Raw genomic sequence first — 23690 nt, forward strand, 5'->3', positions numbered from 1 at the left:
AAACCCTCCATCAATTGTGCCATTACAATTAATAAAGGGTCTATTTATATGATAAAAACATTACTGAATTGGTCTTGAAAATCTACCCCCATTTTACATGGGAATCTACTCCCATTTCCACAATAAAGGGCGCTATTATGCGATAGTTTACGATACATCATCATTTACTAATTTTTAATGAAAACCTTATAGAATAAAGGGTTTTTATTCCTCGGCCTCCAGCAAATAAGGCGTGATCTGATATACATAGAAATTCAGCCAGTTCCCATACATGGTGTTCGCCCCATTCCTCCAATTAAGCACAGGCACCGTATCGGGATCATCATCCTCATAATAATTGCATGGAATCTCAGGCTCCAATCCCTTATCCAAATCTCGGTGATATTCCCCGTCTAAAGTCATACGGTCGTATTCCGGATGACCCTGGACAAATACCTGCTTTCCGTCCCGGCTCATCACCAGAAGAATTCCGGCCTCTTTTGATTCCGCAAGAATCACCAGCTCCGGCTGCTTTTCAATATCCTCTCTTCTTACCTCTGTGTAACGGGAATGAGGAGCCATCACATAATCATCCAGACTGCGGACAAGGGGGACTTTCCGGTCCAAAACCTTATGCCGGTAGATTCCTGACAGCTTACTCTCTCTCTTGTATTTCTGTATGCCATAATGGTAATAAAGCCCTGCCTGGGCCCCCCAGCAGATGTGGAGGGTACTGGTCACATGATTTTTGCTCCATTCCATGATCTTCTTTAACTCTTCCCAGTAGTTCACCTCTTCGAATTCCATGTTCTCCACCGGCGCACCGGTGATGATCATACCGTCGAATTTTCTTTTCTTTACCTCCTCGAAATAAACGTAAAATTTATTTAAGTGGCTGGCAGACGTATTCTTGGAGGTATGGCTCTCCAGCATCAAAAAGGTACAGTCCACCTGCAGCGGAGTGTTGGATAGGGCCCGGAGAAGCTGAGTCTCGGTCTCTTCCTTTACAGGCATGAGATTAATGATCAAGATCTGAAGAGGACGGATGTCCTGGCTTAGAGCACGGTCCTCATCCATCATAAAAATGTTCTCTTTTTCCAGTATGACTTTTGCAGGTAAATCCTTTTGTACTTTAATCGGCATATTTTATTCCTCCAGCATTTTTATGAAATCCTCTTCTGAAATAATGGGCACTCCAAGTTCCTTTGCCTTTTTATTCTTGGAAGAATTGGACGTAGTATCATTGTTGATCAAATAGGTGGTCTTAGAGGTCACAGAACCGGTAGCCTTTCCTCCATGGGCTTCAATGGCCTCCTGAAGGGCTTTCCGGTTTTCATAGTGGTTCACAGAACCGGTAATGACAAATACCATACCTTCAAAGATTCCATCCCCACTGGCCCCCATATCGCTCTCGATGGTTACTTCAGACAGCAGACGGTCCACCATCTCATTATTCTTCTCTTCCTTAAAATAAGTGATCCAGGCATCCGCTAACACCTTGCCGATTCCTGGGACTGCAGTCAGTTCCTCTTCCCCTGCGGCACGCATCTTCTCAAAATCAAACTTAAATTCCTGACACAGCATCTTGGCATTTGCCAATCCGATTCCCGCGATCCCCAGTCCATATATCAGCCTTGGAAGCGTGGTATGGGAAGCTTTTTCAACCGCTTTTATCAGGTTGTCGTAGGACTTTTTTCCAAAGCCTTCCATCTGGGTGATGACTTCCTCATGCTGCTCCAGATGGAAAATATCCGCATATTCCCGTATGAACCCGGCTCCGATAAATTTTTCCAGGGTCGCCTCTGATAATCCGTCAATGTTTAATGCATCCCTGCTCGTAAAAAGGGTAAAGCCTTTCAGCCGTTTGGCCTGGCAGTCCGGGTTGGTACAGTATAAGCTTTTGACATCATTCACCTTTCGGATCTCCGTCTCTCCGCCGCAGACTGGACATTGTTCGGGGATCTGTATTTTTTTGCTTCTTGTCAGATTATCGGCGATCTGGGGAATGATCATATTAGCCTTATAAACCGTAATTTCATCTCCCTCTCCCAGCTCCAATGCCTCCATAATGCTTAGATTGTGAACGCTGGCCCGGCTCACCGTAGTTCCTTCCAGTTCCACCGGGTCAAAGATTGCCACCGGGTTGATGAGCCCGGTTCTTGATGGGCTCCATTCGATGTGGTCAAGTTTTGTCTCTTTGATTTCAACGGCCCATTTAAAGGCAATGGCATTACGGGGAAATTTGGATGTGCGGCCAAGAGATTCTCCGTAAGCGATATCGTCTAACAAAAGTACCAGACCGTCTGAAGGAATATCATAGCTGGAAATGGCTTTGGAAAACTCTTCTACCGCCTCAGGCAGAGTATCTCCGGTCACCATTTTAAAATCCACCACATCAAAGCCCTGCCTCTTTAACCATTCAAACTGCTCTTTTCTGGAGTTTTTAAAGTCTACGCCCTCAGCCGTTACAAGGCCAAATGCTTTAAAATTCACATTTCTCTTAGCTGTGATCTGGTTGTTCAGCTGCCTTACGGATCCGCTGCATAAATTCCTTGGATTCTTGTATTTGGCAGCAACTTCTCCGATCTCTTCATTGATCCGGTTAAAATCCGAATACTTAATCACTGCCTCTCCGCGTAACACCAGCTCTCCCTGATGGGATATATTTAAAGGAATGTTAGAAAATACTTTTGCATTATTTGTGATAACTTCACCGATCTCCCCGTTTCCCCGGGTCACAGCCTTTTGAAGGGTTCCGTGGTTATAGGAAAGAACTACCGTCAGACCGTCAAGCTTCCAGGACAGCACTCCGGTCTGGCCGCCCAGCCATTCCTTAAGGCTTTCCGTGCTCTTGGTCTTATCCAGGGAAAGCATTGGAGTTTCGTGGGCCTCTTTGGGAAGCTCGCTCAAAGCCTGGTACCCTACATACTGCGTGGGGCTTTGGGAAAGTATGATTCCAGTCTCCTCTTCCAGCTCTTTTAACTCATCATAGAGCCTGTCATATTCAAAATTGCTCATGATTTCCCGGCTTTCCTGATAGTAAGCCTTTCCTGCTGCCGTCAGAACGGCAATCAATTCTTTCATTCTGCTTATGTTAGCGTCCATCAGATATCTCCTTTTTCTGCTCTTTATAGGAACGATTCGTCGAGCCTTTTAAGGCCTCTTTCATCTGGTGGTACTCCTTTTTCGAAAGCTTCCGGTAAGCTCCGGGCTTTAACTCTCCCAGTTCAACATTCATAATTCGCAATCGTTTTAGCATCCGTACTTCAAATCCCAGCTGTCCGCACATCCGGCGGATCTGGCGGTTTAACCCCTGGGTCAGGATGATTCGGAACGCTTTTTCACCGGCCTTCTTTACAACGCAGGGCCTGGTGGTCACATTTAACTCCGGCAGGAATACTCCCTTTTTCATTTTCCGGATAAATTCATCGGTTATCGGGCGGTTGACCTTCACCAGATATTCTTTTTCATGAGCATTTCCGCTGCGCATCATCTTATTCACCAGAGTGCCCTGGTTGGTCATGAGGATCAGCCCCTCGGAATCCTTGTCCAGGCGGCCGATGGGGTAAATTCTTACAGGATAATCCACCATATCCACAATGTTGGGGGCACGGTCCTTATCCGATGTGGTGCATACGATACCTTTTGGTTTATGAACTGCAAGAAAGACCGGTTCTTCCTTATGGCTATTATCTCCTTTTCCTGCGTGAATGGTGCGTCCGTTTACTATAACTGACTGACCGGATAAAACTCTCTGACCAGGCTTTGCTGCCTGTCCGTTTATACAGACTTTCCCAGCCTCAATGAAGCGATCCGCCTCCCTTCGGGAACATACCCCGGCTTCACTTAAAAATTTATTCAGACGGATTCCTTCTGTCTCCATGTTTCCTCTTTCCTGCCCATACTTTTGGACATAATGGCATCCCCATAGGGTTCTGTTTTTTTACTACTTACTAAATAAAAATTATAGCATTACCAGGAAGGTACGTCAATTCATCTGCTTATTTTGAACATGGTTTTCCCCTGCTGCCTTTGAATTCTTATTTTATATTAAAAATGTCCGCATTTGATCTGAAATATCCTTTCTGCCTATATCTACGGTTGAACTTTTGGAAATTTTGTTATAAGATGGAAGAAGATGTAAATTTCTAAAAACTTTAGGAGGAATTGTTATGCCGTGGACACCGAATTTATCCGTAGGGATATCAATGATTGACGATCAGCATAAAATGTGGTTTGAAAAAGCAGAAGCGCTGTTTGAAGCTGGAAAAAACAACCGCGCAAAGGAATACGTTGGAGAGCTTCTTGATTTTCTGGATGATTATACAAAAAAGCATTTTGCAGACGAAGAAAAATACATGATGAGCATTCATTATCCCGGTTATGTGGAGCAAAAGCAGGCTCATACCGCTTTTATTGCACAACTGGAGAAATTAAGGAATGAATATAAATCTTCCGGGGGCAATCTTTTGGTGATTTTAAACGCAAATCAAATGGTAGTGGATTGGCTCACAAAACATATTTCTAACATGGATAAAAAAATTGGTGATTATGCAAAGAATGCTCACTAATCCTTTCAGATGAAAAAGGGCGGCTCCGTTGGCCGCCTTTTTCAATGTTCTGTTTAAATAAACTTATATATTCTTTAAATACAGCCAAAATGGTTTGAGCGATACTATGATAGGTAGGAATTTATATGGGAGTATTTGGGATCGGCACAAATGTGCGAAAGATAAATAGCGGTGTAATAAGAGGCAAACCATACCCCATAGCCTGCATGGCTTGGTATGTGCCCGGCTGTCTACCGTATCCGCTGCTTTTTAAGTTTGAGGGAGAGGACGGAATTTTACAGACGATAAGACGGTGAGCAGGTTAATGAGTATAGGTGTGATGCGGTTTTCGGCGGTATACGATACGGATTCAAGTTGATTTTCTATTATTGCCTAGAAACGGGCAGGAAAATTATATGAACAAGGAAAAATGGTTCTTAATGATGGAACTGAAATCAAGTTGGAAACAGGCGCAAGCATTTCAGCGCTTACTACAGTTTACAAGGGACTACACAGGGTAACGGTCTGACGGGTGGTGTTCTGCCCGTCAGATTTTCCATGTAGCCAGGTAGCCGGAAATCTGCTATACCTGTTCAGGGGATATAGTGTCCACCGTCAGTTCCGCTATCTCTTTGACAAGGGCTTGCTTGCGGCTGTCCATCGATGAACTACTCCAAGTGTATACTTTTTGACCGCCCCTCCCATATATCCACAAGGTTGGAAAACAGCCTGAAAACGAAAAAATTCCACGCTTGTGGAAAGGTATGGTATAATGGGAACAGGGAGAAAACCGAAACGGAAAAAGGGGATATGGCTATGAATGTGGCCTTGACCAAACAGGAACGGTTAAAGGATTTGCAGGTGGAACGGGACCTGACGCTGATGAAATTCTATGACGTGTCCGCTGATTATCTGCTGGGCCTGACCGAATCAAAAAATCACCCAAACCCAGACCTTGCGAAACTGCATTTGAGTGATACTATGATAGAGCTATTAAAAAGCGGGGCAATCAATACCCGGCTTCTATTTGAAATGGCGGCACACAGGGATTTTGTGAAGCTACTGGCTGACATTGAGATTTATGTGGACGGAATTGCCAGTATCATCAGGGACATAAAGAAAGCCCACAGGCAGGACAGCACCTGCGCCCCGGAAACCGATTTCGTGCGGGAATTGTAGCAGGACATTGAGTTTGTTTCCAACCTTGAGGGTAACGCACAGAAAAAACAGGTTGCCCCGTATTGTCGTCGGCAGGGGATTGACTATACCAAGCTGACAGATGTTAAGTTTGAAGTAATGATGAGGGTGCTTCAAAAATCCAAGCATTTGAAAAATTCAGGCAAAAAGCAGGGTAAGAAGAAACACAGAAGACAAATGCTTACTTGTTTGGTAAAATGAAAAAAGAGTAAATTTCAAATTATTGAATGCTTGTTCTTTTCAAAGAGAACTTGAACCCAATGTTAACCCCCGTTAATCCGCATTAGAAAATTTGGAGGGAAATACCATGAAAAAAAGTATAAAGAGTTTATTACTATTAATTGTATTAATCTTTAGTTTATTTAGCCTTATTGCTTGTAACAATGTACAATCAATTCCTGATAAAACAAGTGAACCAGCCACCTCTCAGACTGTGGGGCAAGCTACTTCAAATTCTTCTGAAAAACAGAAAGATGATGGCATTGAAATAACATTGAGTATTTATAACATAAATGAAGAAGTTATTTACAACGAGAAAGTAAATACCGAAAAGACAAATTTGCTTGAAATAATGAGTAATATTGACACCCTAAAGATTAAAACGGAAGACAGTGAGGGGGGTAAGTTTATCGTTTCAATTATGGATATCTCTTATGATTATGGACAATATTGGACTTGTTACATAAACGGAGAAAGATTGTTAGAAAATATTAGCTTATATGAAATTAATGATAAAGATGTTGTTGACCTGCGTTATGAAAAAACAGAAGATTAATAAGGGACTGATGTTTACCGACTGTTTATATAGCCAATATACTTAAATTAAATGACAATATAAGAAAATATCAATTGTGAAATAATTTTAAGTGCAACAATCTACCATTACCTGATCTATGTCTAATATGCTTTTACTGTTCAGGCTATCAAACTTACCATATTCTATAAGACAGGCGGACTAAAATACCGTATATCCACCTGTCTTATGATATAATTATTTCAATAACCAGTTGTTCATATTTATAAAGTATATGGATTATCCCACTAATCCCGGATACCGCAATGCTCCATCCTGATCTGGCGTGAGCGTCACCGGCTCCACAATCATTTTACCTTCACTGTCCAGACAGTAAACCTTTCCGGACTCCGCGATCAGAGTACCTTTGAGCATGACGCCATCTGCGTTGAGGTAATACCAGCCACCCTTGTATTGATACCATGTGCTTGTGACCATCATTCCGGCGTCATCAAACCAGTACTACTTGTCCTACTTCTGAATCCAATCACTTCGGACGGTCTGACCAGTACTCCCCAGATAATATCTCCAGTCGCCATCCTCCTGGAGCCAGCCGGACTTCATTGCTTGGACAATGCTCCAATCTGGCCGCCCATACCTCATGATTTTACTCTCTGACAAATTATAGGACTTTTGGCAGACACCGCCGTCGTTTTTAATCACGCCGCTGGCCCTAAAGGTTATAACCTATATGTGCTATATAATCTCTGGTAAAACAGGTAATAAATTTGACTTCCAGCATTAGCTGTAAAATCGTCCAGGTTGCATTGCTTTTCTTTTCAAAGTAGCCTGTCCAATATCCGTTTTAGCGCCTCTTGCCACTCATAGGATACTTTAATCCGCACCCACTCTATACCCACACAAAGATAAACTGCAATAACCTAAGACAATACAAAACGCCACGGAAATACTGAATTTCAGTACACCATGACGTTTGATAAATTACAATAAACACCGCCTATATGAACTTATATTTTACTTCACATCCGTAGGATATCCGGCTGCAGATGTTTACCACCCGCTCCATGACAGCGGATATTTTTCCTTTGTCCACATCAATTTTCATTTCTTTTAAGTCTTCCGAGATTCTGATATCTTTCACCCCGTCAACCTTGGCAATCTCGCCCTCGATTTTTCTGGCTTTCAACCGGTCTGACAGGGAGTAAACGTGGTAGAACCTGCTCACGCTTCGCCCTCCTTTCCCATTCGGTATTCTACTCCTATTGTAGACAACCACAGGGAAATTTAAACATCAGAGGAAAACCCTTGCAACGGTCGTGAATAAAAAGCATACCACAAATCCGGTTAGAGTTGGTACTAACCAGGAAACAGCCGTCCATTTTATGCTCTGTGTCTCTTTCCGGATGGTAAGGCAGGTGGTGGAGCAAGGCCAGTGCATCAGGGAGAACAGCATGGTACTTATTGCAGTAATCCAGGTCCAGCCATTAGCTACAAGAAGCTCTTTTAAGACGGACAGATCGCTGATATCCCGAATACTTCCCTCTGCCATATAAGACATGATGATGATGGGAACCACGATTTCATTGGCCGGGAAACCCAGGATAAAAGCCAGAAGGATAACACCGTCTAAGCCCATGAGCCTGGCTAAAGGATCCAGAAAGCCGGAACAGTGGGCCAGCAGGGTCACATTACCAACCGTTATATTGGCCAGAAGCCAGATGACCAGCCCGGCCGGAGCCGCTACGGAAACAGCACGGCCTAATACAAATAAGGTACGGTCAAATATAGAACGCACGATAACCTTGCCGATCTGTGGCCTCCGGTATGGCGGCAGCTCCAAGGTAAAGGAGGAGGGAACCCCCTTTAATATGGTGGCTGATAACAGCTTTGATATGACGAGCGTCATAATTATCCCAAGGATAATCACACCTGACAGGATAGCCGCCGATAATATAGAGGAAAAAGCGCCCGTGGCCCCTCCCACGAAGAACATGGTTATAATGGCGATCATGGTGGGGAATCGTCCGTTGCACGGCACAAAATTATTGGTGATCATGGCAATCAGCCGCTCTCTCGGAGAATCGATGATCCTGCAGCCGATAATTCCTGCCGCATTGCATCCAAACCCCATGCACATGACAGCGGAAACTTATGCTAAACCATTCCCTTCTTCAGCAGGAGCCATTACCTTGTAGTAGATTCGGATCGTCTGGCATTTACAGCCTATTTTCCCTTCTTCCCCTTCACAGCTTTGGAAAATCTCAATTCTGTCTATAAACTTTCCCAGCAAATCGGAGGAAAGCCCTTTTTCCTGGTTTATATCCTCTAACAGACTGGATAGCAGGCGGTCAAAAGCAGGCTCTCTTTCCTGATCCAAAGAACAGGGCATTTCCATCAAAGCCAGGCTTTCTGCAACCTTCTTTTCCTCTTTTTCACAGGAATCCAGCATTTTATAAAACCGGTCCTCACTGATCCTTTCATTTACCCGGTCTTCATAGAGCTTTTCGATTATGCAGCCAAGCTCTTTTTCCCTTTTTTTCAGTGAAAACACTGCCTTTTCTTCCCCTTGCATTTCTCCAGGGCACGCAGACTCCCGAAGGGCTTCTTCAATTTCTTCCTTTTCCCTTTCCGTAAATGAAAGCAGGCTGCGGATTTCCTGAAACACTACATGATAAAGAAGTTCGTAATCCATAAAGTGATTCGTACACTCTTTCCTTCCGTAAAGCTTATACCCTCCGCATACCAGCTTGCGGGATCCCACTTTTCCACCGGCTCCTGTGGACGACATGTTTCTGCTGCAGTCCCCACACTTGGCAAGCCCGGAAAAAATATTGGTAAAACCGGTTACCGCTGTACTTTTGCGGGAAATGCTCCGCCTTCTTACCCGTTCATAAGTCTCTCCGGAAATGAGCGGCTCATGCTTATCCTCAACGACCACCCACTCGTTCCTGGGCTTCCGAAGGGTCATACTGCTTTTAAAGGAAACCTTTACGGTCTTTCCCTGAACGATGTGGCCTAAATACACGGGATTGCTTAACAGCTTGCAGACCGTGCCTGATGTCCATTCCTTTCTCCTGGAATAATCATCCAGGTTCAAATAAGGCCGCCCGGCGCATCGGTACATGGCCGGTGTCAGCACCTTTCTCTCATTTAAAATCTCAGCGATCCGGGCTGGAGCCGCTCCCTGCTCCGCCCATTCAAATATCTTCCGGACAATGGAAGCTGCCACAGGATCAACGAGAAGGTGGTTTTTATTTTGAGGATCCTTCTGGTAGCCGTAGGGGGCAAAATTTCCGATAAATGCCCCCTCTTTTATTTTGGTCTGGAATGCACTGCGGATCTTTTTTGAAGTATCTCTGGCATACATCTCATTTACAATGTTCTTAAACGGTGCAATATCACTCCACGGACTATCGGAATCATACCCGTCATTGACCGCTATGTATCGGATCCCTCTGGAGGGGAAATAAATTTCAGTAAGCTGCCCTGTCATGATATAATCCCTTCCAAGGCGGGATAAATCCTTGGTAATCACAAGGTTTACCTTTCTTGCTTCTATATCTTTCAACAGCCTTTTCCAGGCCGGACGGTCAAAATTGGTTCCGCTGTAGCCGTCATCCACATATTCCCCGTAAATTTCAAAATCATTTTCTACCGCATAGGAACGAAGCATTTTCCGCTGAGTGCCAATGCTGGAGCTTTCCCCTGTACCATCGTCGTCTTTTGACAGGCGCATGTAAAGCGCCGCCTTGCAGCAGGCTGGCGCCTTTGCATAGACGTTCTTCTCATAAGCTGCCTGAGTTAATCGATCCATCTCTTACACCTCCTGGAAAATCTTATTCCAGCAGGTTTGTACCATATACTACGGGAGCTGCTTCCTACAGTTCCCCTTGCTTCTAATCAGCATTCTTTCCTGTGAGGTTCTCCCGGTATTCATTGGGAGAAACACCCGTTACGCGCTTAAACTGTGTGTAAAAAGATGAAAGACTCCCAAAGCCGCTTTGTAAAGCAATCTGCAGAATATTATCCGGGGTATTTGCCAGAAGCTTTTTTGCATTGTCTATGCGTAAACCATTTAAATACTCCGCCGGGGTCTTTTCATATTGATTTTGAAACAGCTGGAGGATTCTGTTTCTGCTGAGCCCAAGATTTTTCAATTCCTCCCTTAAGCGGTCATTGTCTGAAAAATAAAGGTCATAAACCAGTTTAATCTTTTCCGCATTCTCTCTCTGCGGGTGAAATTCCAGCAAATCAGGCCGGCAGCGCTTACAGGGGCGAAGCCCGCTTTCACGCGCCTGCTCCGCCGTATCAAAGAATACAACGTTTTCACGTTTAGGGCTTTTTGATTTACAGGAAGGACGGCAGAAAATTCCTGTTGTTTTTACTCCATAATAAAATCTGCCGTCATAGGACGCATCACATTCCAGTGCCGCCTTCCATTTTTCCGCCTCTGTCAGCATGGCAGTACACCTCCTTTCATTTATTTCCCGCACGATAGGTATGTTTCCGTTTCAATGCCATGTTATCCTACCCTATAAAAAGGAAATCTTCCACAAATAAATGGAAGCCACCGAACCATAGGGAGAATACCGGCTCTTGCACACTTCAAATTGGTCCTTTGTCAGCTTAGGAATGCCATACAGTTTTTCCATTCCCCTGCGAATGGCGATGTCCCCCCAGCTAACCACATCGGGACGTTCCAGGCAATTAATGAGAAGCATCTCAGCCGTCCAAAGCCCAACCCCTTTTATCGTCGTCAAGTACCGGATGACCTCCTGGTCCGGCAGTTGCCGCAAATCATTCAGACAAACCTTGCCCTGTAAAATGTCCTTTGAAAGTTCAGAGATGGTTATAGCCTTTTTCATGATCATGCCGCAGCGCTGAATATCATCCGCTGAAACGGCTGATAAGTTTTCCGGGGTAATATCACCGAGACTTTCCTGCATTCGCTTCCATACGGTTTTGGCAGAACTTACAGATATTAGCTGGCCTATAATCGCATTGACCAGAGCAGCAAAGGGATCAGGAATCACTTCCCTTTCCACCCGTCCGAACCGTGCCATCGCATCACCAAGCACCGGGTCTGAATTGGAGAGGTATTCGATCTCCTTTCTGCCGTAATCAAAGAACTTCGTCTCAACGGCCGCCATATGTCAGTTCCAATTCCAGTAGTTGTTCCTTGATTTCCAGGCCTGCCGCATAGCCTGTCAGCTTGCCATCTGAACCCACTACACGGTGACACGGTGTCAGGATCAGTATGGGATTTTTACCATTTGCCATACCAACCGCCCGGGATGCTTCCGGTCTTCCTATCATTTCCGCAACCTGCTTGTAGCTTCGCGTTTCTCCATAAGGAATTTTATGCAGAACTTCCCATACGGTCCTTTGAAACTCCGTCCCTTTTGCAGCAATCGGCAAATCAAATCCCTTGCTCGTCCCATCCAGATATTCCTTTATCTGTTTTTCCGCCTTCTCCAATAAAGGAGTTTTCTGCTCTTCTGGGATTTCAGGGGTATCTTTTATAAAAAGCAACTCAGTAATAAAACCATCCACTTCGGATATTTCAATCGGACCTAAGGCAGTTTTAATATATGCTGTATGTTTCATAAGGTTTGCCTCCTTTTCTATTACTAATATATCCGAAATCTCTCTGCGTGTCCTCCTATTTTGCACCATTTAATTTTTATATTAGAAGAATTCCCTTTTACTCTGACGGATTTTTTCCCCTGTATTTACAATAAATTTTCCTGAAATACTCATAATTCGGATACCCTACCATCTGGGCGACCTGATACAATTTAAACTTTCCGCTGGTAATCAGGGAGTCTGCCTGCTCTAAGCGTATGGTGGTCTGATATTCCCTGACCCCGATGCCCAGATTTTTTTTAAAGAGAGTTCCCAGATAATTAGGGGAAATGTAGAACTTATCCGCCAGCTCATTTAACGTAATATCGTCTGTATAATTTTCACTGATATACTTTGACACCTCTTTGCAGAGATTGGCGTTTTTTCCCCCTCCTTTGCTTTCCTGCCAAAGTTCTGACTTCACAAAGGATATGACGACTTCCTTCCCTCCCTGGTAATCCCCTGCCTTCAGGGGCTCATAAAGACTTGCCACAGTCCGGGCTGCAATGCCATAGCGCAGAAAATAGATTCCCAGGCTGTAAACCAGGCGCTTCATGAGCCTCAGACGGTACTCCGCTTCTGTTTTATCAATCTTTAACATCCAATTTTTTAAACTCCACAGCACAATCTGCTGATCCCTGTCCTTAACAGCGGCCTTTAACACAGTATCATTGCCAAGGGTCCTGTATAAGTGCTGGGCCGAGGCGGGCATATCCAGGGAAAACAAGCTTTCCAGAGAAGTTTCGTAAGCCGTTTGTATCATGCCAAACTCCTTATACGCCTTGATTTTGGAACGAAACAGCTCCTTTCCGGTCTGTTTTCTGAGTTTCCGCTTTAAATCTTCCATGGCTGCATCTATCTCAGCTTCATTAGAACCTGAAAAAACAAAGGAAAAGGAAAACTGGTTTTCAAGCAGCCGCAGGCTGTATTTCCGGACTTCCCCAAGTTCCCTTGCCAGCTCCTTTAAGCATTCGATTCCCTGAACCTCTTCTTCTGAAGGCGGCTGCTCTTCAACCGTACTCCTCAAGGCCACCGATACTACGGAAAAGGAACAGCCCCTTTCCCGTTCCACAAGCTCCGCGTACAGTTCCAGCAGCCTGTCATATAAAGGCCTGTTTCCGCTCATGATGCTGTTATAAACCGCGTCTTTAAAAACCTTCATGCCAGCCATGACCAGCTCCGCATCCGCTTTCCGTTCCTCTTCGTTTATCCGCCGTTCATCCAGCCGTTTCTTAATCCTGTTAAATACTTCTATGATCTGTTCCGGGGCGGAGGGTTTTAAGACATAATCCACCGCTCCTAAACGAAGTGAAGATTGGGCCAGTTCAAAATCATCATAACCGCTGAGAAACACCACCTCGATCTGGCTGAACCCGGCCTCCCTAAGCTCCCGTACCAGGGAAATTCCATCCTGAATGGGCATCTTGATATCAGTAAGTATAGCCTCCGGCGGCTGGTTCTTCATGGCTGCCATGGCTTCCCTTCCATTGGTATAAGTCCCTGCTATCCGAAATCCTATTTCCTCCCATTTGATCGCGTTCTGTATCCCCGCTAAAATCCAATCTTCATCATCCACCAAAACCAGATTGTACAACATAGATGTCCCCTCCTTGTTGTAATTATGTCTGCTGATTCGGTACTTCGTTTAAAATTTTTATCTCTATGGTCGTGCCGATTTCCACGGTGGATTGAATGGTGAGCCCGCACCCCTCCCCGTAGTAAAGGCCAATCCGCTTCATCACATTTTTCAGTCCATGCCCCACGTCGGATTTCATATCGCAGACAGCCTCTACTAGCTCCGGCTCCATGCCGCAGCCATCATCAGTAACCGTGAAATAGATATAGTCTTCTTCCGTAAAGGCCTTCACCCATATCTGCCCGGCGCCTCCCCGGAAATCAAAGCCATGTAGGATGGAATTCTCCACCAAAGGCTGAAGCAACAGCTTGATCATACGAAATTTTAACACCTGGGAATCCGCATCCAGGGAAAACTCAATTTTTCCTTTGCAACGAATGTTTTGGATGTCCATGTAGCTTTTTAAATGGTTCAGCTCATCGCTTACAAAATAAACATTCTTCCCCTTATTTAAGCTGAGTCTTAAGAAATTTCCTAAAAGAATCACCATATTGCTGATTTCCTTCTGTTTCATGCTGAGGGCCATCCAGTTAATGGCTTCCAGGGTATTGTATAAAAAATGGGGGTTGATCTGAGCTTGTAGGATCTCCAGCTCTTTTTTCTGTTTCAGTTTTTCCTGCTTTAACAGGCTTTTTATCAGATCGTCGATCTGTGTGGTCATATGGTCAAACTCAGTGCACAGCACATCAATCTCATAAATCCTGCTGCTCTTTCCTGTCCTGCGGCTCCAGCCCCGGCCCTTAAAATTGGTAACTTCTTTGGACAGCATCAGAATGGGTTTTGATATCTTATAAGCCAGAAGGGCACTGAAGGCCACAAACAGGCAGAGAAGGCCGATGGAGGATACAAATACCATCTTCTGGGTCTGCTTAAATGCCGCCACGGTTTTGTCATAGTCAGTCACTGCCATGACATAATACTTGTGCTCTTTCAACTGCTTTTTGTTAAAAATCTTAAGCCCAGAATCCGCATCGGGATTCTGTTCTCCTGTTAAAATCTTCTGGTATTTGTTATAGACGGTTTCCGGCAGGCGCCTTCCGATCACGCTTCTGTCGGTGCTGCTTATGATGTTGTCCTGGTCATCCATAAACAAGATAATTGATTCCTCATCCTGGCAGTATTCCTTCATCTGATTATAAAACAGGTTTTCATTGAGATTAATGACAAGATGGCCGATCCCCTCCCCATAGTAAAGCCCTGAATAAATCCTCATGACATATGTATTGATATACGGGGTATTGGCCTGGTTTAACAAGTCGTTTTCCCGGGTGGTAATCCAGCCGGAGGACATATTCTGTATCCTCTCACAGCTTTCTTCGCCAGTATAATTTTCATAATGATAGACGCCGTTGATTCTGGTTGTCTTTAAAGTCTCATCCTCCATCAGGATATTCACAGACACAATATCCCCCATGGTATAAGCCAGGGAGGAAAGATTCTGGTTCATGTTGTTCTGAAATATCATCTGTTCGTAGGAATTGCTGTTTTTCTTATAGTTTAGGATATTATTGATGATATTATAATTGTTGGCCGTTGACCTGGCCAGCAGTTCAATGGAATTCATGCTTTTATCCAGAGTATCGCTGATATAGACCAGCATCTGGTACTGCTTCACCTCAAATTCCTGGTCTAAAACCTTCTGATAACTTCTCTGGCTGAAAAATGAACTGATACAGAAAAAGGCCGCCATAATCAGACAGTTGCTGAGTATCAGTAATTTGCTGATCGAAATTTTAAACACCTGGCCCTGACCTTTCATGGCAGCCTCCCTCCGGATCCAAAGGTTCTTTATCGAGTAAGGGCCGCTGCAAAATAAACTATGGTTCATTCATTTTACAACAGCCCTGTTTCACTCATTATATCATATTTTATAAATCCGTACCAACCCCATTATTTTGAATTATCCACTGATTCAGAAATAATTTTAAAGGCATTGGCAGCTGCCTCAAGGGGCGTTTTCTGTCCATATCCTGTGGCGTACTGTTCATCCATAATGGTGTTTTCGATCACTGCGCTTCCTGGCACCAGCCATTCATAATCAATCCGCTCTGTGTTCTCCACCAGTAAGTTCACTCCATCCACTACCAGAAGCGCATCTCCTTCCAGCATTGGGGAAATGATTTCACGGATGGATTCCGGAGCCGGTACTCCGCGGACAGTCATTAAAATCTTGGCCGCTTCTTTGTCATTGATCAGGAAATCAATCAGGGTTGCCGCTTCCTCCGGATGCTTGGAGCCCTTTCCCAGGGTCCATGGCATAGAAGCCAGCATGTAAGCTCCGCCGTTCTGGGCTGTGCCCGGCACTAAGGAAACACCCAGTTCCACTTCCTCTGCCATGGCCGCATGGTCCTGAGGCATGGTTGCGATGTGGTTTACTTCACAGGCCGCATCACAGCTTAAAAACAGATTGTCCTGCTGGGATTCCTGTCCCACAGTTAAGTCCAGAGGCGGAAATACTCCTGTTTCCCTCCATTTATTATACTGCTCATAAACTCCGGAAAGAGCCTGTGTAAAGTCTAAAAGCTCTCCATCTTCTGATGCAAACCACTGTCCCGCCTGCCTTACCATGGTCATGGTCAGGAAGTAGGAAGGTTCCTTCATGCCATATTTTCCTGTCTTATCATAGATTTCCTGACAGGCCTTTTCAAAATCCTCCCAGGACCATTCATTGGTGGGATACGCCACACCTGCTTCGTCAAATATCTTTTTGTTCCAGATGAACAGGGGGCCGTTAAGTCCGCTGGGCACGCCGTACTGAACGCCATTGTAACGGGCCCATGTCAATGCGCTGTCCGGATAATCGTCCAGCTTCAGCTGTTTTCCAATGTATGGGGTTAAATCCCCCAGTTTGTCATTTGCTGCAAGGCTGGCAAAATACACATTGTTGTCCAGCTGGTACACATCCGGCTCTGTTCCCGATGAAATCTGGGTCATCAGCTTATCATGGTAGCCATCCCAGCCCTGATATTCCGCGGTGACTTTAATATTGGGATGCTTTTCCATAAATAAATCCAGGGCTTTTAAGGTTGCCTCATGTCTGGCATCGCTTCCCCACCAGGAAATACGAAGCTCCACCTGTTTCCCGTCCCCTGCCTTTTCCGTTTCAGCGCCGGAAGACTCTGCGCCTTTCGCATCCGCGCCTGCTGAGTCCGCCTGCGCGCTTGGTACGGCGGTTCCTCCCCCACCGGAGCTGCACGCCGCCAGAAAGAAAACCGTACCTGCCGCCGCAACTGCTGCCTGTAACCTGGACATTTTTTTCATTTTCGCTTCCTCCTTTTTATTTTTTACAATGAATTCTAAACGTTTTGATCTCATAAGGATTTATTTTAAATGATACCCTTTGCTCTGTAACCGGAACATCTGTCATGTGCCTTTCCAGCAAGTCTGCTTCCTCACATGCTTCCACCGGGAAATTAAAGTAAAGCCCTGCCTCACTTACCGTATTATAGGTTTCAAAGATTCGGATGATAATGTCTTCTCCGTCTTCTGATTTCTTAACCGTGTCAATGATGATGTTGTCACAATCCGTATACAGGTAAGAACCTTCTTTCGCTTTCTTCTTTCCTTCTGTTACAATCAGGGGAACATTCACCTCATAACCGGCCTGGGCCACTTTTCCCTCTTTGACGCCGCCCCTATGGGGATAAATCCAGTAAGAAAAGCTGTGAATGCCTTTGTCACAGGTATCGGAAGGATGGTCAGCGCTTCTTAACAGGCTCAGCTCCATATTGGAATCCTGGATGGAATAACCATATTTACAATCATTTAGCAATGACACGCCGAAGCCGCCGTCGGAAATATCTCCCCATTTATGTCCGCACACCTCAAATCTGGCTTCATCCTGGCTGGTAGTGAAATGATTTGGATGCTCTGCATTGCCGAATGCCACATCATATCTGGCGTTCAGCGCATGGACATCCACGGGGAACTCCACCCGGAGCATCTTATGCTTTTCATCCCAGTCAACTTCTGTCTTAAATTCAATATAAGGTCCATGGTGGTACACGATGATCTCCTGCTTCACCCTGGAATGATGCACCTCGGATTCTATGGAAATCTCTGTGTAGAGACAATTATGCTCCGTCACCTTTTGACTCACAATATGGAAAGGCATGGAAGGCTTATCCTCCCGTTTTCTGGTGGTTTCCCACGCCGATCCCCATTCCACCGGAATATCCTCCAAAAGCTTTAAGAAATTTCCCCTCCGGCCTTCCTTTAATATCTGGCGGCGGGCAGTCTTATCATATAGGGAAATCACGGTTCCGTCCCCATCCAGAGCCACATCCAGCCATTCATTGCTTATTTTTACGCTGTTTTCCCCTGCTTCGCAGAATGCAGCCATGGGTTCACAGATCTCCTGCAACTCATCCGTCCGTTCATAAGTCCGGTATCCCAAAGCCGGCACATCTTCCGCCAGGAACACAATGGTTCCATCCGCTTTTTTAGACTGCTTGGGGTAGTTTCCGTTTAAATCCCTAACCCCCTGCTTTCCCCGCCCGTCTATGGATACCACCTGGCTCCGGCTCCATGACAGAGAATTATAAACAGTTACCCCTTCTTCCGGCAGACAGGCCATGGAATCCAGATTCTGACGGATGCTTTGCTGTCCGATCCTGCTTATTTCCTCATAATCCCGGTCACATTCCTCGTAAACCTCTCCGATGCAGGTGCCTGGAAGGATGTCATGGAACTGGTTCAGCAAAATCAATTTCCAGCCCTTCTCCAAATCCGTTCCCTGAAAGCCTCCATTTTCCAGGTACTGGAATACGGAAACGATTTCCGCATCCCGGAATAAAAATTCACTCTTCCTGTTGTTCTTTTTATTCCTGGCCGCGGTTGTGTAAGTGCCTCTGTGTTTTTCAAAGTACAGTTCTCCAGCCCATACCGGATAATCCTTTTCTTTATCCAGCTCCTCAAAATACTGCTTCACGGTTCCGATTTCCACCTTGGGCGTCATGGGTACCTTTTGAAGCCTTGTAACTGCTTCTAACATCTCCTTTGTAACGCCGCCGCCCCCGTCTCCATGTCCATAGAGATAAAGGAGCGGGTCGCCGTTTCCTTTATTCTTGAAATGGTCCATGGATAACCGGACGCCGGAGGCGGACAAATCCCCATTGTAAAGGCCCAGACCTTTGTCCGTGCACATGGACATCATGCCGGATAAGATTTCTGTTCCATCCAATCCTCTCCACTTAAACACACTGTAAGGGAACTCATTGGTTTCATTCCAGGTCAGCTTCGTAGTAAAGAAATAATCAGTGCCCGCCTTCTTTAAAATCTGAGGCATGGCAGAGGAATATCCGAATACATCAGGAAGGAAACAGATATTGGAATCAGAACCCAGCTCCTCGTTATAGAATTTTTTTCCGTACATAATCTGTCTGACAAAAGATTCCCCGTTTATTAAGTTGCAGTCAGGCTCTAAATACATGCTTCCCAGGGTTTCCCATCTGCCTTCTTCCACCCTTTTTTTCACCTGGTCAAACAATTCCGGGTAATATTCCTTAGCCATTTCATAAAGAACGGGCATGCTCTGGCAGAATTTGAAATCCTCATACTGTTCCATCAGCCGCAGCATGCTGGAAAATGTCCGGCTTACCTTTCTGACAGTTTCCTTTAACGGCCAGTGCCATGCCACATCAATGTGGGAATGGCCTGCAAAAAGCATTTTCACAGGCATTTTTAAGTCTTTATATTCAGCAATTCCATCCAGATAGGCATCCATGGCCTTTAATAGGCTGGCCGACAGCGCTTCCTCATCCGAATAGTCCAGCTTCAGCAGGGAATCATACAGCACATGAAGGGTTCGCTGCCTTGTATATTCCTCCGTACATCCCAAGATGAATTCAAAACCTGTTTTTATCTCAAAATAATACTCCCAGGCAGGACGGTTGACAGCTGCTATTTCGGACTGGGTGATAGCCACATCGCTTTTAAACACATTGTCACTGTCTAAAATCAAGTCCTTGCAGTAGCTTTCAATTTCCAGCTCATATTCCTCGCTTCCTTGGGCGCAGGGGCTTAACATGACCATATTCCGGTTGAAGTCAAGGCCGTTATAATGCTTTCCATTGACAGAGATACAGCCCTCGCCTCCCACCTTCAGCAACAGTACCGCCGTCTGCCCTTCATAGCTCTTATCGAGGAGCACCCGGTTCTTTAAGAATACTGTGTAATCCTTTCCCCCAATATGCTCCCCTTTTGGAAGAGAAAACCACTCCTCATCAAGCATTTCATACTCGCCTGGCCCCTTATAAAACCCCCGTTTCGCCAGCCAGCACTCCACCGGTGTCCTGTGATAATACAGAAGCCCCTCCAGACGGTTTAATTCTGACTGAATCTTTTTTTCAATCGTTAACATAAAATCCCCCTCCTTTTATCCTTTCAGACCTGACGTGCTGACCCCATCTACAAAATATTTCTGCAGACAGAAAAACATCACGATGGCAGGTAATACTGAACATAACGCCATAGCCATCACTGCGCCCCAGTTATCCGCGCCGGTGGCATCAATGGTAGTTCTCATGGCCAGTGCAACCGTATACAAATCAACCTTTGTAAGATAAATCAGCTGGTTCTGGAAATCATCCCAATTCCACATAAACGAAAAGATGGCGACGGAAAACAGGGACGGCTTGCAAAGCGGAAATATGATTCTCAGGATGATGCCCAAGGTAGGACAGCCATCAATTTTCGCCGCCTCATCCAGTTCCTTTGGAATTCCGCGTATGAACTGGGCGACCAGATAGGTGAAAAATCCACCTCCATTTCCAACGCCCAAGGCGGTTGGAATGATAAATGGCAGATAGGTGTTCAGCCAGCCGATCTTGCTGAAAATAACATATCTGGATACCAGGGTGGCAGTAGCCGGAAGCATGATGGTTAAGAATAACACACTATACCAAATAGCTTTGAAACGAAAATTCACCCTGGCAAACGCATAGCCCACAAACAGGCTGATGACCAGGCTGCAGATCACGCAGGTGATGACCAGGACAAAGGTATTCATAAAGAATTTATCAAAGGTATAAGGCCTGACCAACTTCCAGCCCGCTGCGAAGTTATCAAACCGAAACTCGCTTGGAAGCAGGCTAGGGCTTGACAGCACTTCTTTCGATGGCTTCAATGCAGCAAATATCATCCATATCAGAGGATACAGCATCACAAGCCCCAGAAGGCTGATTAAGAGATAGATGATAAGGCTGCTTACGGTTTTATTCCCTTTCACGTTCCGTCCTCCTTAATCGTCGAAATTCAAGAATTTCTTCTCCAAAAGATGCAGAATCAGCGCTGTTCCTGCAATCATGATTAACAGGGCCCAGGATAAGGAGGAAGCATATCCCACCTTAAAATACTTAAAAGCGTTCTGGTATAAATAGATTACATAAAGCATGCATGAGTTTAAAGGACCTCCCTTTCCATTAAATATGGTATAAGGTGCGGCAAACATCTGGAATGCATTAATGGTCTGCATCAGGATATTAAATGACATCATAGGCATGATGCCTGGGATTGTGATGTGGATAAACTTTGCCACTTTTCCCGCCCCATCCACGCTGGCTGCTTCATAAAGGGATGAGGGTATCTGTTTTAAGCCGGCTAAGAATACTACCATGGAGGACCCAAACTGCCAGACCGTCAGCAGCGAAATGGTAAACAATGTGTACTTGGGATTGCCAAGCCATGAAACTCCTTCGATTCCTATTACCGACAGCAGCGCATTAATCACACCGTCTTTTACAAAAAGGGCCTTCCACAGAATCGCAACAGCAATACTGGAACCTAAGATCGACGGGATATAATAAATCGTACGGAAGATACCGATCCCCCTGATCTTCATATTCAGTATCATGGCAATACACAGCGCAAAAACGATTTTAGCCGGTACTGCAATAAATACATATTTGAAAGTCACCTTTACAGCCTGGTAAAACACCTCGTCCTCAAACATCTTCTGATAATTTTCCATACCAATGAATACCGGCGTGTTTAGAAGATTATAATTGGTAAAGGACATCAGAAAGCTATGTAATATGGGCCATAGCTGAAAGCATAAAATTCCCACAATCCAGGGTGCAATAAGGGTGTAACCGATTAAGTTTTCTCTGGATTTAATCCTTTTTTTGCTCATATACCTTCATCCCTCTCTTGTTTCTTTCTATATTTATCTTATTGGAAATTCCGCTTTCTCTCAACATAACAAAACCACACTTTTTCTTCTTTTTCAACAATTTTTCCAGTTTTACTCTTCATTTTTAACTTTTTATGTACATATGGCACAATCTCGTTTGATTCATTCCGGCCCATATAATTTTAACAGTATCACAGGCCTAAAATCCTCTGTACCGATCCGATACTTACCGGATTCTGCCGGAACAAAGAACTGGGCCCCTGCTCCGATCCGGTAATTCCCGGTATCTGTTCTTAAGGTTCCCTTACCGGAAAGCACATAAAGACAGCAGAAAACTCCTTCTCCTTCCATTTCACAGGAGGAATCAATCTCCAGCTTTTCCATCTGAAAACACGGAGTATTTTTATACCCCACAAGCCTGTACCGTTTCCCGCCGCTCCACGCCAGCTCCTCTGCCCGGATACAGGACTCCTTGCGCATCTGTTCCTCATTTTTGCCCGTATAGGTGAAGCAGTCGAACATCTTCTGAAAGCCAAGGCCCTGGTGGCACATCCTGTCATCAATTTCAAAACCGGATGGCGTCACCTTTTCCACACGGATTGTAAAATCCGTAGGTTCCTGTATCTCAATCATCATACAGCCCGGACCAATGGCATGAGGCACTCCGCCCCTTACCAGGTAGGTTTCCCCTTCCTCCACCTCGATGCGGTTTAACAAGGACAGCATCCGGTCATAATCCTGGGACTCAAAGCAGGAAATCCAGTCCTGCTTCGTGATTCCCTCCTTAAATCCCAGATAAATGCAGGGCGTATCTTTTAATCCTTTTCTGGTTCCCAGGATATGCCAGCATTCTGTTTTTCCAAACCGGCTGTGAAACAACTTTTCAGCCATCTGCTTATCCGGATGAACCTGTACTGTAAGCCGCTCCAGACTGTCTATAATTTTTATCAGAACACCGGGAGTCATACCCCATTTCTCCACATGATCCTTTCCCAGCATAGCCCTTGGCTCTTTTTCTATCAGCTGTTTCAATGCGGTTCCTGAATCATCATCAATCAGGCATAAGCCCTCTGTCAGCTCCTCTCTTCCTGCGTTTATGGCCCTTGTCACCGAATACATCCATTCTTCCGGAAAATGGCCGTCTTCCGTCATTTCCTTCCCATGCAGACAGCCGATCATTCCCCCTCCATTGTAGGTTCTCCAGACCCGCTCTCCTTTCACCTTTACCGGTTCATATCCCATGTTCTGATTCCTTTCTTTTTCGTTTTCATTTGTTTCTTATTAGCATAAGTTTTTTTCATTGAAAACCCAACGGAACAATCCATCAAAAAATCTTCTTAAATATTAAAGATGATTTAGACTTTGTATGCAAGATCGGGAATACAAAACAGGACTTAACCAGTCCCCCTCCTCTATTATGGGGCTGATTAAGTCCTGTTTAACACCATCACACACATACTTCCAGTAATATTCAAAGCGGCTTTCCCTTTCAGAGGTGCAAAGCCTCCTGAGCCAGGCTCCGAAGCGATCATGACTGGCTTTTCTCATGTCCGAAACTCCCCGGCATCCCGACGTTTTTTCAATAATTCCAAGACCAGCTCCTTCACTGCTTTTTCACCAATAAAAACCCTCTCCACCTTTATGGTCATGTTTTTTTCCTCATAAGTTACCTGATCTGATAAATCCATTTCAACCACCTCCTGAGAAATCCTATTCAGGCAGGTTTGTACCATATGCAGCGCCCCTCCGCCACATGTTAATCTCAAACTGTATCACAGAAATAGAAAAAGGTATGGCAGCTCCCCTGCCATACCTTTT

At 45.0% G+C, this 23690-nt stretch carries 21 protein-coding genes and 1 pseudogene; 3 read left to right on the top strand and 19 right to left on the bottom strand.

Annotated features, from left to right (window positions below; genetic code table 11):
• Positions 1-204 precede the first annotated feature (204 nt).
• From metA to RT269_RS00895, 3 genes are read right to left on the bottom strand one after another with little or no spacing between them, the layout of a single operon-like run.
• Positions 205-1122: a homoserine O-acetyltransferase MetA gene (gene metA / locus RT269_RS00885; RefSeq protein ID WP_313180121.1), complete on the bottom strand. Its 918-nt coding sequence runs from the start codon at positions 1120-1122 to the stop codon at positions 205-207.
• A 3-nt stretch (positions 1123-1125) separates the two neighbouring features.
• A complete protein-coding gene (gene ligA / locus RT269_RS00890) occupies positions 1126-3084 on the bottom strand; it encodes an NAD-dependent DNA ligase LigA (protein WP_313180122.1) in 1959 nt (652 codons plus the stop codon).
• Complete coding sequence (locus RT269_RS00895) at positions 3074-3862, bottom strand: pseudouridine synthase (RefSeq protein WP_313180123.1); 789 nt, start codon at positions 3860-3862, stop codon at positions 3074-3076. The genes ligA and RT269_RS00895 overlap by 11 nt, the downstream gene beginning before the upstream one ends.
• 289 nt (positions 3863-4151) lie before the next feature.
• Between RT269_RS00895 and RT269_RS00900 the strand changes: the two genes are divergently transcribed.
• The 3 genes from RT269_RS00900 to RT269_RS00910 all read left to right on the top strand — a co-directional run bounded on the left by RT269_RS00900 (position 4152) and on the right by RT269_RS00910 (position 6501).
• Positions 4152-4550 (top strand): bacteriohemerythrin, encoded by a 399-nt coding sequence (locus RT269_RS00900; RefSeq protein ID WP_313180124.1) that lies wholly within the window; start codon positions 4152-4154, stop codon positions 4548-4550.
• A gap of 795 nt (positions 4551-5345) precedes the next feature.
• Positions 5346-5708, top strand: coding sequence for a hypothetical protein (locus RT269_RS30315; RefSeq protein WP_442913808.1), 363 nt, complete (start codon positions 5346-5348; stop codon positions 5706-5708).
• A 325-nt stretch (positions 5709-6033) separates the two neighbouring features.
• Entirely contained in the window at positions 6034-6501 is a 468-nt protein-coding gene (locus tag RT269_RS00910; RefSeq protein WP_313180125.1) for a DUF4430 domain-containing protein, read from the top strand.
• A 258-nt stretch (positions 6502-6759) separates the two neighbouring features.
• On the opposite strand, the gene RT269_RS00915 is transcribed toward RT269_RS00910, so the two are convergent.
• From RT269_RS00915 to RT269_RS00990, 16 genes and pseudogenes are all read right to left on the bottom strand, one after another.
• Positions 6760-6960: a hypothetical protein gene (locus tag RT269_RS00915; protein WP_313180126.1), complete on the bottom strand. Its 201-nt coding sequence runs from the start codon at positions 6958-6960 to the stop codon at positions 6760-6762.
• A 30-nt stretch (positions 6961-6990) separates the two neighbouring features.
• Complete coding sequence (locus RT269_RS00920) at positions 6991-7182, bottom strand: hypothetical protein (RefSeq protein WP_313180127.1); 192 nt, start codon at positions 7180-7182, stop codon at positions 6991-6993.
• Between the two features lie 295 nt (positions 7183-7477).
• Positions 7478-7705 (bottom strand): hypothetical protein, encoded by a 228-nt coding sequence (locus tag RT269_RS00925; RefSeq protein WP_313180128.1) that lies wholly within the window; start codon positions 7703-7705, stop codon positions 7478-7480.
• A gap of 66 nt (positions 7706-7771) precedes the next feature.
• A pseudogene (locus RT269_RS00930) lies at positions 7772-8617 on the bottom strand (nucleoside recognition domain-containing protein); the annotation flags it as partial.
• 12 nt (positions 8618-8629) lie between these two features.
• A complete protein-coding gene (locus RT269_RS00935) occupies positions 8630-10294 on the bottom strand; it encodes a recombinase family protein (protein WP_313180129.1) in 1665 nt (554 codons plus the stop codon).
• Positions 10295-10376: 82 nt separating this feature from the next.
• The gene (locus RT269_RS00940; RefSeq protein ID WP_313180130.1) at positions 10377-10940 is read right to left on the bottom strand and encodes a bifunctional transcriptional activator/DNA repair enzyme AdaA; all 564 of its coding nucleotides are present in this window, start codon (positions 10938-10940) and stop codon (positions 10377-10379) included.
• A 72-nt stretch (positions 10941-11012) separates the two neighbouring features.
• A complete protein-coding gene (locus RT269_RS00945; RefSeq protein ID WP_313180131.1) occupies positions 11013-11630 on the bottom strand; it encodes a DNA-3-methyladenine glycosylase family protein in 618 nt (205 codons plus the stop codon).
• Positions 11617-12087, bottom strand: a complete 471-nt coding sequence (locus RT269_RS00950; RefSeq protein WP_313180132.1) for a methylated-DNA--[protein]-cysteine S-methyltransferase — start codon at positions 12085-12087, stop codon at positions 11617-11619. Before RT269_RS00950 ends, RT269_RS00945 begins: the two co-directional genes overlap by 14 nt.
• A gap of 97 nt (positions 12088-12184) precedes the next feature.
• The gene (locus tag RT269_RS00955) at positions 12185-13702 is read right to left on the bottom strand and encodes a response regulator transcription factor (RefSeq protein WP_313180133.1); all 1518 of its coding nucleotides are present in this window, start codon (positions 13700-13702) and stop codon (positions 12185-12187) included.
• Between the two features lie 22 nt (positions 13703-13724).
• Positions 13725-15500 carry a sensor histidine kinase gene (locus RT269_RS00960; protein ID WP_313180134.1) on the bottom strand — a complete coding sequence of 592 codons (1776 nt, stop codon included), beginning with the start codon at positions 15498-15500 and terminating at the stop codon, positions 13725-13727.
• Positions 15501-15631: 131 nt separating this feature from the next.
• The gene (locus RT269_RS00965; protein WP_313180135.1) at positions 15632-17002 is read right to left on the bottom strand and encodes an ABC transporter substrate-binding protein; all 1371 of its coding nucleotides are present in this window, start codon (positions 17000-17002) and stop codon (positions 15632-15634) included.
• Between the two features lie 16 nt (positions 17003-17018).
• Positions 17019-20102 (bottom strand): alpha-mannosidase, encoded by a 3084-nt coding sequence (locus RT269_RS00970; RefSeq protein WP_313180136.1) that lies wholly within the window; start codon positions 20100-20102, stop codon positions 17019-17021.
• A gap of 15 nt (positions 20103-20117) precedes the next feature.
• Positions 20118-20969 (bottom strand): carbohydrate ABC transporter permease, encoded by an 852-nt coding sequence (locus RT269_RS00975; protein ID WP_313180137.1) that lies wholly within the window; start codon positions 20967-20969, stop codon positions 20118-20120.
• A gap of 12 nt (positions 20970-20981) precedes the next feature.
• Positions 20982-21872, bottom strand: coding sequence for a carbohydrate ABC transporter permease (locus RT269_RS00980; protein WP_313180138.1), 891 nt, complete (start codon positions 21870-21872; stop codon positions 20982-20984).
• Positions 21873-22034: 162 nt separating this feature from the next.
• Entirely contained in the window at positions 22035-23114 is a 1080-nt protein-coding gene (locus RT269_RS00985; RefSeq protein WP_313180139.1) for a type I phosphomannose isomerase catalytic subunit, read from the bottom strand.
• A gap of 302 nt (positions 23115-23416) precedes the next feature.
• Positions 23417-23560 carry a hypothetical protein gene (locus RT269_RS00990; RefSeq protein WP_313180140.1) on the bottom strand — a complete coding sequence of 48 codons (144 nt, stop codon included), beginning with the start codon at positions 23558-23560 and terminating at the stop codon, positions 23417-23419.
• Positions 23561-23690: the final 130 nt, after the last annotated feature.

The sequence above is a fragment of the Lacrimispora sp. genome (genome assembly GCF_032078915.1).
Taxonomy (GTDB): Bacteria; Bacillota; Clostridia; order Lachnospirales; family Lachnospiraceae; genus Lacrimispora.

Coding starts and splice junctions, on each gene's coding strand:
- RT269_RS00985 (WP_313180139.1), bottom strand. CDS start 23,114: ATGGGATATGAACCGGTAAAGGTGAAAGGAGAGCGGGTCTGGAGAACC.
- RT269_RS00960 (WP_313180134.1), bottom strand. CDS start 15,500: ATGAAAGGTCAGGGCCAGGTGTTTAAAATTTCGATCAGCAAATTACTG.
- ligA (WP_313180122.1), bottom strand. CDS start 3,084: ATGGACGCTAACATAAGCAGAATGAAAGAATTGATTGCCGTTCTGACG.
- RT269_RS00950 (WP_313180132.1), bottom strand. CDS start 12,087: ATGAAACATACAGCATATATTAAAACTGCCTTAGGTCCGATTGAAATA.
- RT269_RS00910 (WP_313180125.1), top strand. CDS start 6,034: ATGAAAAAAAGTATAAAGAGTTTATTACTATTAATTGTATTAATCTTT.
- RT269_RS30315 (WP_442913808.1), top strand. CDS start 5,346: ATGAATGTGGCCTTGACCAAACAGGAACGGTTAAAGGATTTGCAGGTG.
- RT269_RS00895 (WP_313180123.1), bottom strand. CDS start 3,862: ATGGAGACAGAAGGAATCCGTCTGAATAAATTTTTAAGTGAAGCCGGG.
- RT269_RS00955 (WP_313180133.1), bottom strand. CDS start 13,702: ATGTTGTACAATCTGGTTTTGGTGGATGATGAAGATTGGATTTTAGCG.
- RT269_RS00990 (WP_313180140.1), bottom strand. CDS start 23,560: ATGGATTTATCAGATCAGGTAACTTATGAGGAAAAAAACATGACCATA.
- RT269_RS00935 (WP_313180129.1), bottom strand. CDS start 10,294: ATGGATCGATTAACTCAGGCAGCTTATGAGAAGAACGTCTATGCAAAG.
- RT269_RS00940 (WP_313180130.1), bottom strand. CDS start 10,940: ATGCTGACAGAGGCGGAAAAATGGAAGGCGGCACTGGAATGTGATGCG.
- RT269_RS00945 (WP_313180131.1), bottom strand. CDS start 11,630: ATGGCGGCCGTTGAGACGAAGTTCTTTGATTACGGCAGAAAGGAGATC.
- RT269_RS00900 (WP_313180124.1), top strand. CDS start 4,152: ATGCCGTGGACACCGAATTTATCCGTAGGGATATCAATGATTGACGAT.
- RT269_RS00915 (WP_313180126.1), bottom strand. CDS start 6,960: ATGATGGTCACAAGCACATGGTATCAATACAAGGGTGGCTGGTATTAC.
- metA (WP_313180121.1), bottom strand. CDS start 1,122: ATGCCGATTAAAGTACAAAAGGATTTACCTGCAAAAGTCATACTGGAA.
- RT269_RS00965 (WP_313180135.1), bottom strand. CDS start 17,002: ATGAAAAAAATGTCCAGGTTACAGGCAGCAGTTGCGGCGGCAGGTACG.
- RT269_RS00980 (WP_313180138.1), bottom strand. CDS start 21,872: ATGAGCAAAAAAAGGATTAAATCCAGAGAAAACTTAATCGGTTACACC.
- RT269_RS00970 (WP_313180136.1), bottom strand. CDS start 20,102: ATGTTAACGATTGAAAAAAAGATTCAGTCAGAATTAAACCGTCTGGAG.